Genomic DNA, 12109 nt, shown 5'->3' on the forward strand with positions numbered 1-12109 from the left:
AGGATTTTCCGGTGACTATCGGCAACTCTGGGACAACGCGTCGCCCTACGGCATCGACTCCAGACGGCCGTATTCGACACGGCGCGTCACACCGTCGCCGCCGCCCGCACCGCTGTCCCGGCACATTCCCAACTTCCCGGGCATTCAGCAGCGCAATGATCTGCAAGCGGCCTCGACATTCTGGGCGACCTTTCCTCAACGACATGGCCAAACTCGAAGAAGTCCGCACCGATTTCCTGCGGGACTGCTACGCCAGTAGCGGCGCCCTGTCGCAATACGCGATGATCAGCAAACAGATCCTTCACTCGCGGTACGCGTTGCTGAGGCAGAAGCGTGGGCCCGGGGTCGTGACGGTGAGTGCCTTGACCGTGCGGGGTCTCCTTACGGCCGTGACCGCCAACTCGACGAACAGGCTCCGGCGATCACCATCGGTGACCTCAGCTGGACACGGCATACCCGGGTGTCACTGCGGCAGCACGATCTCGGTCAGTGATGCTGACATCAGCGGGTGCGGTCCTGTTCTCGGTCACGGTTGTCTTCGCAAACACCATGATCACCAACGGGTCGCACCCGTCCTACATGGACCCATCCCGATCGCGGGACCACACAAAATCCCAGCTAACGAACCTCTCAACCGACTACGCAACAGCCCTGGATACCCCTCTGGCCTGCTGTACGGATACGGAACGCCGCACATGAATCAACCGATGACTATGTCAACTGTGCGACAGTGTCTTTCGGTGTCAAAAATCTAACCGATATAGTTGCTCCAACTTTCGGTGGTTCGGCTCCGGCTCGGAAGGCGGAGTTTTTGAACGCTCCTCCATTTTTCTCGTGAGCCAACGCCTCAATTACCCGGCGGCCTCAGGGGAGCGGTCGCAAATAGAATCGGCCCATCTGCGCACTCTCTTGTCTGGCTTGAAAGGAAGCTGTTGCCCATGTCCGGCACTTCCGGTCATTTTGACCCCTCAAGAGTCGGTGGAAGGCAAACCCCTGACTCTGACTTCATAGATCTGGAGGCTTTAACGCACGCCGAGCAGGTTTTGGTTTGGATAACAACGGCAGCGTTGAGTGGAAGCATCGGCAATGCCGCGTACGACTGGTTGAAAAGTGTCGGGCAGAAGAGTTCCCTATTTCGCCGGAAGCCCAAGACGGAGCCGACCGAGCAAGTTGCAATGGAGATTGCAGAGGCGACTGTCAGGGAGCGGATAAAGTGGCCAGAAATTGGTGCTCCAGAAGTCATTGAAAGGCGACTCGAGTGGGTTCAGGAAGGCGGCTTCTCCGTTCACCTCTATATGAATTCAGGAGCTTCGTACGTCGTCGTGATCGAACCGGGTGCGGAAACTCGTGAAGGGGCAGTAAGGGTATCGATAGAGGCGCGCAATGGAGACTGAGGAGATCAGGCGCCAGAACCGCTCGTCACTGCTGTTGATTACCGGTGTCCCGATCGCACTGTTAATATTGATAACAGGGTCAGTGATTTTTACTGTCGTTGCCTTGAAAAGCGGATTAACCGTAGGCCTGACCTATCTAATCACCTTTGTGGTGCCTCTGTTGTTGGCGACTTTTATTTCCCTGATTCGTGCTGCGGGTGAGTTGCCTGGGGCGACAGGTGAAGAAATTGACATAACAAGCCAAGCTCCCGAGATAGTGGAGTTGGTTAGGAGTGTCGCTTACTCGACCGGTCATCCGTATCCCGATCGTATCCTGTTGACCGATAGGGCAAATGCATCCGCAGGATTTCGCCGCAGAGCAATTTTTCGAAATTCTGGCCAACTCGAACTACGTATCGGTGTACCTCTTCTGGCCACCATGTCTGTGGCGCATTTAAAATCTATTGTCGCACACGAGTTGGGGCATTTTCAGAATAATGACCCATCGGTGACTTCGGCTCATCGGTTCGTTTCCTACTGGACCGATATACTTATTAGCAATCTGAATGCTGCGGCCCCGTACTCGATGCTTAAATTCGTCGAGAAATTCCAGCTCCGTTTACTCAGCGAGAGGCTTCGTGGCCGAGAGATACTCGCCGACCAGGCAACTCTCGTCGTAGTGCCACTCGCGGTGGCAGTCGAGGCGTTGGAGATTGCGATCCGGGCAGACCGCTCCTGGAAAGATTTCACCGAGCGCTATCTTGGTGATGAGCCGCAACGCCGCACGCCCGCGACGGGCGTCTTCAGTTGTTTCACGCGTTACTACTGGCAGGTCTCCAGCCGATGGCCACCCACGTCCGGGGCTGGTCCTCGAGGAAAGAGCACGAGTGGTTCGCACCCGTCGAACGAGGAGCGGGTAACGGCTCTCCGGGTTCTGGCTAGCCAGAACTACTATTCACCCCACGACGTGGATGACAGGCCGGCATGGCATCTTTTCTGGCGGTTTCTGCAGAGCTCCGAAGGAGATCGTCTCTTCACGCCCGCCGCCGCCGGTGTAAACCGAGTCGATATGTTCAGCATCGCCCGCGACGCGCGAATCGCGGAGGCGGCCCGGCTGGCTCAGCCTGCCATAATTGCAATGCGGTCGTTTTTCCCAAATCAGCAGCTGCTTCTGGGTCATTTGAAAAGCGTCCTGGCTGATGAGCAATTCTTCAGGAATTTAGCAGAGGCAGCTCGAAGACCGCAATCCTCAGTAGTCGCCATGAAGCCTCTGTCGCGTCAGTTGGCAGCGGCCGTATACTTGACGCTGAGGGACTCACTGCGCGCTGATCTTATTGACGACTGGTTCGATGCGGTTGAGGATTCGCCCGAGAGGGTTATGTTGCTCCTGGCAGAGGGAAAAATTGTCAGCCAGTCTGACCTGATGCGTCTTCTTGATTCATACGGGTTAGATGACTCTGTCGCCCTGAGTTCGCCTGTGAACAACGATTTCCGTGACTGGAGGAAGGTCACGGTGAAACAGAATGCAATGACGGTTAGGTTGAACAACTGTTCATACGATCTTTTTCATCTGGATGACAGGATCGTCTTCTGGCCCAGGCCGTGGCAAGTCCCTTTGTCTGATCTTCTGATCAATCGACTGAACCGGCGATGGCATAAAATATTGGAGGGAGAGAACTCGGAACGATTCTTTGACATCCACCTTTCGGGCATCTGGCACATGGAGGATGCAAAATCCGGAGGAACGGGTTTCGATATCCAGCTGCGGAACGGTTTCCGGCTGGGTGTGGTCGATGTGATGTTTCTCGGATGGTGGACACCATCTCCCTCGCGTTCGGCCACCAAAGCAGGTCATGAGTGGCATAAGGAAGCTCTGAAGCTGCTGCGTGTGACCGCGGATAGATATCCCATCGTTACCGAAGGTTCGCTCGGCGTCGCGCCGCCCGAGACGCCTGTGGGACTACGATTTCTGGAAACGCGGCGCCGTGCCGATAGCGTGATCCAACTGTCACTGATGTGTTTCCTGGTGGCGCTGGCGATTTCGATCTATTCTCTGTTTGAGGACGAATTCTGGCTGCTGTACTGGGCGTTGCTCCCGGTAGCGCTCGGGCTTATCTTCGGCGCTGCCGCATCGGCGTACATCCGAACTTCAAAAAGGAGTCTGGCACGGTTTCCCTTCGTCAGCGCAAAGAGCGTGAAGCGATACTACTGGTGGACCGGAGTTGTGGTGTTCCTCGGCATTTTCGGATGCGGCTTCGGTGCTCTCGCGCTCCCGAAAGCACTCATCGAGAGCCGGCGAGCAGCAGCATCGAAGGCTCCCGCGCTGGCAGCCTTTGTTATACCCGTCGTTGCTTGGTTGACCTGGTTCGCGGTCACCTGAGGGCTGCATGTGCGGCATGGACGCTCACGGGCGCGCATAGCGGTTTGGAGATCCTCGGCAGCGGCGCTGAACAGGGCAAACGGCTGCTGAGCGTACGCCGTGCCGCCACGCCTCAAGGCCGGTACTCAGCTCAGGGTCCATTCCCAGCGGTAGGTTCCCGCGTTCACCAGGTATTCGGGGAGCGTGTCCGGGCCGCAGGAGGCGGTTCCGAGGCCGCGATGTGCTGCGTCCAAGTGCACCACCGACTCTGGTCGAGGCGTCAGTTCGTCGTGGTGGGTCGCCTGATCGAGATCCGCGGCGGTGAACCGGGTGACGCTTGTCTGCCGTGGCTGATCCATGGTCAGCTCCACAGATGGAGTGTCCGGGCCGGTCATGCGTAGCCGGCGGACTCCATGGCGGCCGCCGCTCTCCTGTGGGCGCAGGTACGGGGTGAACGCATCGTCGATCCGTACCCGGTATTCGCCCACCGGGCCGCCGACATGCCGGTCGGGGTAGGTGTCGCGAGGCCCGTGGCCGAACCAGGACATCTCATCGAATCCAGCCGTGAGTTGCAGGACCGTTCCGACTCGGGGCACGTCGTCGAGCCCGTCGGGCAGTGTCACTTCCTCGCTCACAAATACGATATTCCCGAAAAGGTGGGTGGTTTGCCTATGTGACACCGGGCCCATCGAAGTCTCGTACACGGCATCGACGACAGTGCGATCCGATTCTCGCCGGATCGCGATCACCCGGCGCTCCGGATCGGGCAATCCGAGTCGACGCCAACGCTCAGCCTGTCCGCCGATCCGATCGTTATCGGTCGGGGCCCGCCAGAGACTGAGCCGGGGAGCGACGGCGAACGCGGGATGGACCAGCAGACCGTCGTCGTCGACCTCAGCGGGTGTGCCACCTGTTCGCGCCGGGGCCGGCAGCGCCGGCCGCAACTGGATCTGCGGACTGGCGATCTCGGTGCCGACGGGTGCCCACGGCTGGTCTCGCCCGACGGCCACGCACAGGGTCAGCCACTGTTCGACGCCGGGGCCACCGACGCCGGAGGGAATCGGCACCACCGCCTCCTGGCCGGGGCCGAGGTCCGGCAGCGTCATCGGCACCCGCTGACCGTCCAGCTCCCAGACCGCGCGAAGCCACCCCAAGCTGCGGAAACTGCCGCGGTTGACGATCCGGACCTGGCCGTCACCGGCGTCGGACAGCCGGATCGGGGACGCCAGCTCGCGGTGTTCGTCCATCGCCGGCTTCGGGGTGCGGTCCGGGAAGACCAAGCCGTCGGCGCAGAACGTGCCGTCGTTCGGGGTGTCGCCGAAGTCGCCGCCGTACGCCCACCGGTAGCCGGATTCGACAGCGCCGTCCCGCCAGAACGAAGCGCTGGCGGGACCGGCCGGGCGCCCGTCGGAGAGCCGCTGCAGAATCCCGTGGTCCCAGAACTCCCAGATGAAACCGCCCTGCAGCCCAGGAGTGGTCTCGATGGCAGCCCAGTGCTCGGCGAGGGTGCCGTTGCTGTTGCCCATCGCGTGCGAATACTCGCACATGATCAGCGGCCGGTTCTGCGAGCCGGAGCGGGCGTGTTCGACGATCTGCGCCAAGGACGGATACATCGGGCAGACGATGTCGCTCCCGGCAAGGCCGCCGGTCCAGTTGTCCTTGATCGCCCCTTCGTACTGCAGGGGCCGGGTCGGATCGGCGCGGCGCAGCCACCCGGCCGCCGCGTCATGGTTGGCCCCGTAATCGCTCTCGTTACCCAGCGACCAGATGATCACGCTGGGATGGTTGCGGTCCCGGCTCACCATCCGGGCCACCCGATCGACGAAAGCGGGCAGGTAACGCACATCGTCGGCGATCTCGTGGGCATGGTCGTGCGCCTCGATGTTCGCCTCGTCGACGACGTAAAGCCCCAGCTCATCGGCGAGATCCAGCAGCACCGGATCGTTCGGGTAGTGCGAGGTCCGGACCGCGTTGAAGCCGTACCGCTTCATCAGCACCAGATCGGCCCGCATCTGCGAAGCGGTGGCCGTCCGCCCGGTGCGCGGGTCGAAGTCGTGCCGGTTCACGCCGCGGATCATCACCCGGACGCCGTTGACCAGCAGGTCCCGCCCACTGATCTCGACATCCCTGAATCCCACCCTCGTCGTCGTACGATCCGACTCGGCACCGTCACAGTCGTGCAGGACGACGGTCAGCGTCCACAGCGACGGTGTCTCGTCCGACCACGGCACCACATCCGGTACGACGGTGGAGAACCGTGGCTCGGCCCACCAGTCGGACACCCGGTCGACGTCGATCTGCTCCTGCTCGTGCGCGGTGTCCAGGGGAACCGGCCGGCCGTCGAGTGTCGCGGTGACCCGCCAGCCCTCGGGCAGCACCGGCCCGGTGGTGAGCACCCGGACGTCGACCTGGAGACTGCCGTTCGCGGCGGCGACCACCCGGAGGTCACCCAGGTAGGTGGAGGCGGTGCTGTAGAGGAACACCGAGCGGGTCAGCCCGGCGTGCCACCACTGGTCCTGGTCCTCGATCGCGGACGCGTCCGACCACTTGACCACGGTCAGGCGGATCGTGTTGACCTCGCCCGGCCGTACCGCCGCGGTGATGTCGAACTCGGAGGCCAGGTGCGAATCCTTGCCCAGTCCCACGTCGACGCCGTTGACCCGGGCGAACAGCACACTCTCGGCCGCGCCGACGTGCAGCACCACCCGGCGGCCGGCCCATGCGGCCGGCACGTCGAAGTCACGTTCGTGGACACCAGTCGGGTTGTGCTCCGGCAGCAGCAGCGGCGCGCCCGGCCACGGCATCGTCACGTTGGTGTAGTGCGGCAGGTCAGAGCCGCCGGCGTCCTGCATGGTCCACGCGCCCGGCACGAGAATGCTCGCCCAGTCGTCGCCGATGGGTGACGAAGGGTTGTCGAGCAGCTGGAACCGCCAGGTGCCGTCCAATGGCAGGCGACGGTCCGGTTCGTCCAGGTCGTGCCGGACGGCGTGGGCGGTCACCCGACGCCATCCGGTGACCTCCGGGGTGTCCCAGACCCGGTCAGCCACGGCGCAGCCGCAGGGTCTGCACTTCGAACGCGCGCAGTCCGAGCATGATCTCGTCGCCGTCGGTTTCGACTTCGATGTCGACCGGACGTTCCAGCAGGTCGGTCCGGACCGCTGCGGCCAGGGCGAACCCGGGGCGAAGGCGGCCGGTGGCGCGGGCGCCCAGCGACTCGTACAGGCGCACCACCACGTCCCCGGAACCGTCGTCGGCCAGCTTCACGGACTCCACCACGATCGCGTCGCCACTGGTCTCCACCAGCGGCGCGACCGCTTCGCCACCGCCCACGGCCCGCAACGGCAGGTTCAGCGCGTAGGCCTCGGCGACCGTGGCGGCGATGTCGGCGCCCGGCACGATGGCGTACGTGAAAGTGTGCCGGCCCTGGTCGGCGTCCGGGTCGGGGCTGCGCGGGGCGCGGAGCAGACTCAGTCGTACGGTAGTGGTGGTCCCGCCTTTGGTCCTGGTCTCCCGGCGCGAGTCGTGACCGTAGGTCGAATCGGTCAGCAGTGCCACGCCGTAACCGGGTTCACCGGCGTGGATCCACCGGTGCCCGCTCACCTCGAACCGGGCCGCGTCCCAGCCGGTGTTGGTGTGGGTGGGACGGAAGACGTGCCCGAACTGGATCTCGGCGGCCACCCGGTCGGCGTGCACGTCCAGGGGGAAGGCCGCTTTCAGGAACTTCTCCCGCTCGTGCCAGTCGGCGTCGGTGACGATGTCGACGCGGCGGCTGCCGGCGGTGAGCCGGATCGTCTGGGTGATGGTGGATTCGCCGTGGGTGCGGACCACCCGGATCGCGGCGAGCAGCGGACCGTTTTCGGTCAGCGTCACCTCGTCGGCCTCGATCAGGTCGGTCGACTGGTGGGCGTAGTGCCGTTCGACGTCCCACGCGTCCCACTGGCTCGGCCGGTCCGGGTGGATCTGCAGCAGGTTGCCGGGGGCGCCGGGTGCCAGGGCCTCTCGTCCGGAGGCGTGGTCGCGGATCGAGCGGATCAGTCCGGCCTCGTCCACCACGATCCGGACCAGGCCGTTGTCCAGCACGATGCCGTCGCTGTCGTGTTCCGCGGTCACCGGAGTGTCCGCGAACAGGCCCGCGACGGGGGCTGCCGCGGCGGAAGCCGGTACGTCGACGGCGACCGCCCAGCCACCACTGGCGAGCGGTTGTGCCTGTTCCGGCACCGGTCCATCGGTGACGACGGCGACCTCACGGCGCGGCCGCGGGCTGGTGTTGAGCAGCACCAGGCCTTCTTCGGAGGCGAGAGCCCGTGCCGCGGACCCGATCAGGGCGTCGAGTTCGCCGGCCACTCGGGCGTACGTCGCCTCGGCCTCGCGGTGCACCCAGGCGATCGAGCTGCCCGGCAGGATGTCGTGGAACTGGTGCAGCAGCACGGTCTTCCACAGCCGATCCAGTTCCGCGTACGGATAATCCGCCCCGGCCCGCACCGTAGCGGTCGCCGCCCACAACTCCGCCTCGCGCAGCAGATGTTCGCTGCGCCGGTTGCCGGCCTTGGTCCGGGCCTGGCTCGTATACGTGGCGCGGTGCAGTTCCAGGTACAGCTCACCGGACCACACCGGAGCATCCGGGTACTCGGCCTGTGCCTGCGCGAAGAACTGGTCCGGCGGCTCGATGACCACTCGGGGCGCGCCTTCGATGTCACGGAACCGGCGGGCGCGTTCCATCATCTCGCGGGTCGGACCACCACCGCCGTCACCGTGCCCGAACGGCGCGAGCGACCGGGTGGCCTTGCCCTTGTCGGCGAAATTGCGGACCGCGTGCGCGAGTTCGTCACCGGTCATCGCGGCGTTGTAGGTGTCGATCGGCGGGAAGTGGGTGAAGATCCGGGTCCCGTCGATGCCCTCCCACCAGAACGTGTGGTGCGGCAGCGGGTTCGACTCGTTCCACGACAGCTTCTGGGTCAGGAACCACTCCATCCCGGCCAGCCGGGCCAACTGCGGATATGCCCCGTTGTAGCCGAACGAGTCGGGCAGCCACACACCCTTGGTCTCCACCCCGAACTCGTCGAGGAAGAACCTCTTGCCGTGTACGAGCTGACGGGCCAGCGCCTCACCACCGGGCAGGTTGCCGTCGGCCTCCACCCACTGGCCGCCGACCGGAATCCACTGCCCGGCCGTGACCGCGTCCCGGATCCGCTGGTAGACGGCCGGATAGTGCTGCTTCACCCAGTCGTACTGCTGGGCCTGTGAGCAGGCGAAGATGAAATCCGGGTACTCCTGCGCCAGCGCGGTCACGTTGGAGAACGTGCGGGACGTCTTGCGGATCGTCTCGCGCAACGGCCACAGCCAGGCGCTGTCGATGTGGGCGTGCCCGATCGCCGACAGGGTGTGCGCGCTGGCGTGCGCCGGGCGGGCCAGCACCGCGGCCACCGCGGCCCGCGCGGCCGGGGCGGCCACCGGGACCGGGTCGGCGTCCAGCAGATCCAGGGCCTTCTCCAGCGCGCGCAGGATCTCGTGCCGCCGGGGGTCGGTGACGGCGAGTTCGAGCATCAGCTCGCGCAGCACGCTCAGGTCCAGGCCCAGATGCCAGACCTCTTCGTCGAGCACGGCCAGGTCGGCGCCGGCGAACTTGTACAGCGGCTTGTCCCCGGCGGTCAGTTTGTCGCCGAGCGGGGTCGGCTTGAACTCGTCGGCCAGGATGTCCGGGTTGGCGGCGGCCTCGATCAGCAGGTCGACCGCAGAAGAACCGGCGGGCGGTACGACGTACTGGTTCTGCGGGTTGACCGCCTTGATCGGGACCCCGGCGGCGTCGTACACCAGCGCCTCGGCCTGGTTGCCCGGCCAGTCACCGATGAAACCCAGGTCGAAGACCGCCTCGACCCGCCGCCCGGCCCAGTCTTGCGGGATCTCGCCCTCGGCCCGGAACCAGGTCGTGGACCAGGGGCGCCCCCACGGGCTGCCCAGGGTGAACGGCTCGTAGGTCGCGGTCAGCGCCTCGGCCACCGGGACCGGTTCGTCCGGCACGTTCCAGGCGGACAGCCGCAGCGGGATCCGCTCGCTGTACGCGGCCGGCAGCACCCGCTCCTTGAGCACCCGGTCGAGACGTCGTTCGACCAGGGTCCGGTCGTCATGCATGTGTTCTCTCCTCGCTTGGACCGGGCGATCAGCTCAGGTAGCCGAGTTGCGGCAGCTGGTTCTGGTATTCGTCGAGCAGGCGCCGGGCCACGGCCACCGAGTCGACCAGCGGGTGCACGGCGAAGGCGCGCAGAGCGGCCTGCCGGCTGCCGGTGACGGCCGCCTCGATGACCGCGCGCTCGACCGCTTTGACGCTGGCGACAAGCGCGGCCGCGTGATCCGGCAGCGGGTCGGCGGCGTTCGGGCGGGGACCACCGGCACCGACCGTGCAGGGCACCTCGATCACGGCGTTCTCGTCGAGACCGGCCAGGGTGCCGCGGTTACGGATGTTGAGGATCAGGTTCGCCCGCTGGTCGAGCGCGATGGCACGCATCAGGGCCAGAGCGATCTGCTCGTACCCGCCGGACTCCAGGTCCTCCTCATCGCGGTCCCCGGCGCCGGCGGCGTCCCGGTTCTCCGCCATGTAGGTGGTCTCGCGTTCCAGCAGGGTGGCCTGCCAGGCGGGCAGGGCGGGGGTGTCGCAGCCGGCCACCGTGGCGTAGAAGCGCCGCTGCTGATCGAGCAGGAACGAGCCCCGGGTCTGGGCGGCGCCCTTGGTGGCGGCCACGCCCTCCCGCCCGAAGTAGTAGTAGTGCAGGTACTCGTTCGGGATCGCGCCGAGAGTGCGGATCCAGTCGGTGCCGAAGAGTTTGCCCTCCTCCAGCGAGTTGATCAGCGTGTCGTCGGCGAGCAGGCCGGGCAGCCGGTCCACGCCGTCGACCACGGCGCGCCGCAGCCAGCCGAGGTGGTTGAGGCCGGCGTAGTCCAGCCGGACCTCGCGCGGCTCGACGCCCAGCGCGCGTGCCACCCGTTTACCGAGCCCGGCGGGGGAATCGCAGATGCCGATCACCCGGTCACCGAGGTGCCGGGACATCGCCTCGGTGACCATGCCGGCCGGGTTGGTGAAGTTGATGACCCATGCTTGCGGGGCCAGCACGGCGACCCGCTCGGCGATGTGCAGAGCGACAGGCAAGGTCCGCAGCCCGTACGCGATCCCGCCGGCGCCGACCGTCTCCTGCCCGAGGACACCCTGGGCGAGCGCCACCCGTTCGTCGATCACCCGGCCTTCGAGGCCGTGCACCCGGATCGCGGAGAAGACGAAGTCGGCTTCGCGGATCGCCTCGTCCAGATCGGTGGTGGTGTCGACGACCGGGGCGTCGGGCACCCCCTCGGCCTGTTCGGCCAGGACCCGGCGGATCGCGGTCAGCCGCTGTTCGTCCAGGTCGTGCAGGGTGACCCGGGTGACCCGGCCCGGTTCGTGGTCGGCGAGCAGAGCCCGGTAGACCAGCGGAACCCGGAAACCACCGCCGCCGAGAATCGTCAGTTTCATGTGGTGAGCACCTCCGCGCCGGCCTCACGCAGGGCGGCACACGTCGTCGGGTCGGCGTCATGGTTGGTGACCACGACGTTCAGATCGTCCGGTCCGCAGATGCGCGCCACACCGGAACCGGGAAACTTCGCCGCGTCGGCGACCAGGACCACCTGGTCGCTCGCGGCGATCATGGCCCGTTTGATCGGCACCTGGATCACCGTCGTGTCGACGATCTGGCCGTTGGGCTGGATGCCGCTGGTGCCGAGGATGAGCCGGTCGGCGTGCACCTGGCGCAGGTTGTCCTCGGTGAGGAAGCCGACGAGGCAGCGGTAGTCGCGCCGGACCACCCCACCGAGCATGATCAGTTGCACGGTGGGGTCGTCGGCCAGCTCCTCCTGCACCGCCAGGCTGCTGGTGATGACGGTCAGCGACCGGCCGTGCAGCAGTTTCGCCACCTGATGGGTGGTGGTGCCGACATCCAGCAGCACGGTCTCGCCGTCTCTGATCAACTGTGCGCATCGCTGCGCGACGGCTTGCTTCTCCGCGGTGCGCACGGCCGCCACGTCGGCGAACGGGTCATCGGAGTCCGGCACCAGGGCAGCGCCCCCGTGCACCCGGCGCAGCTGGCCCTGACCGTCGAGTATCAGCAGGTCACGGCGGATCGTGGCCGGGCTGACACCCAATCTGTCGGAGAGCGTGACAACTGACAGCGGGCCGTCGCGAAGGCCCCGCAAGATCAGGTCGTGTCGTTGCTGCTGAAGCATGCCGTGAGCCTACACAGCAGATTCGATCAAATCCATGCTCACTTTTGATTGAGTATTGCTAAAAACGATCAGCTGTCCCACGATCATGCTTACCTTTGCAGACATCAGCTCGGGCTGACCCTCGAAAGGAGTC

6 protein-coding genes are annotated in these 12109 nt (G+C 65.3%); 2 read left to right on the forward strand and 4 right to left on the reverse strand.

The window, feature by feature from the left end; translation table 11 throughout:
• Positions 1-938 precede the first annotated feature (938 nt).
• Both BLU81_RS47575 and BLU81_RS47580 read left to right on the forward strand, forming a co-directional pair.
• A complete protein-coding gene (locus BLU81_RS47575; RefSeq protein ID WP_157751221.1) occupies positions 939-1394 on the forward strand; it encodes a hypothetical protein in 456 nt (151 codons plus the stop codon).
• The gene (locus BLU81_RS47580; protein WP_157751223.1) at positions 1384-3753 is read left to right on the forward strand and encodes a M48 family metallopeptidase; all 2370 of its coding nucleotides are present in this window, start codon (positions 1384-1386) and stop codon (positions 3751-3753) included. The genes BLU81_RS47575 and BLU81_RS47580 overlap by 11 nt, the downstream gene beginning before the upstream one ends.
• A gap of 125 nt (positions 3754-3878) precedes the next feature.
• On the opposite strand, the gene BLU81_RS04425 is transcribed toward BLU81_RS47580, so the two are convergent.
• Genes BLU81_RS04425 through BLU81_RS04440 form a run of 4 tightly spaced genes read right to left on the reverse strand, consistent with a single transcriptional unit; the run spans position 3879 to position 11976 of the window.
• Positions 3879-6779: a glycoside hydrolase family 2 TIM barrel-domain containing protein gene (locus BLU81_RS04425; protein WP_092541850.1), complete on the reverse strand. Its 2901-nt coding sequence runs from the start codon at positions 6777-6779 to the stop codon at positions 3879-3881.
• A complete protein-coding gene (locus BLU81_RS04430; protein WP_092541852.1) occupies positions 6772-9861 on the reverse strand; it encodes an alpha-mannosidase in 3090 nt (1029 codons plus the stop codon). Before BLU81_RS04430 ends, BLU81_RS04425 begins: the two co-directional genes overlap by 8 nt.
• Positions 9862-9889: 28 nt before the next feature.
• The gene (locus tag BLU81_RS04435; RefSeq protein WP_092541854.1) at positions 9890-11230 is read right to left on the reverse strand and encodes a 6-phospho-beta-glucosidase; all 1341 of its coding nucleotides are present in this window, start codon (positions 11228-11230) and stop codon (positions 9890-9892) included.
• On the reverse strand, positions 11227-11976 hold the full coding sequence (locus tag BLU81_RS04440) for a DeoR/GlpR family DNA-binding transcription regulator (RefSeq protein ID WP_092541856.1): 750 nt from the start codon (positions 11974-11976) through the stop codon (positions 11227-11229). Before BLU81_RS04440 ends, BLU81_RS04435 begins: the two co-directional genes overlap by 4 nt.
• Positions 11977-12109 lie beyond the last annotated feature (133 nt).

The sequence above is a fragment of the Actinoplanes derwentensis genome, assembly GCF_900104725.1.
Taxonomy (GTDB): Bacteria; Actinomycetota; Actinomycetes; order Mycobacteriales; family Micromonosporaceae; genus Actinoplanes; species Actinoplanes derwentensis.

Coding starts and splice junctions, on each gene's coding strand:
- BLU81_RS47575 (WP_157751221.1), top strand. CDS start 939: ATGTCCGGCACTTCCGGTCATTTTGACCCCTCAAGAGTCGGTGGAAGG.
- BLU81_RS04435 (WP_092541854.1), bottom strand. CDS start 11,230: ATGAAACTGACGATTCTCGGCGGCGGTGGTTTCCGGGTTCCGCTGGTC.
- BLU81_RS04440 (WP_092541856.1), bottom strand. CDS start 11,976: ATGCTTCAGCAGCAACGACACGACCTGATCTTGCGGGGCCTTCGCGAC.
- BLU81_RS47580 (WP_157751223.1), top strand. CDS start 1,384: ATGGAGACTGAGGAGATCAGGCGCCAGAACCGCTCGTCACTGCTGTTG.
- BLU81_RS04430 (WP_092541852.1), bottom strand. CDS start 9,861: ATGCATGACGACCGGACCCTGGTCGAACGACGTCTCGACCGGGTGCTC.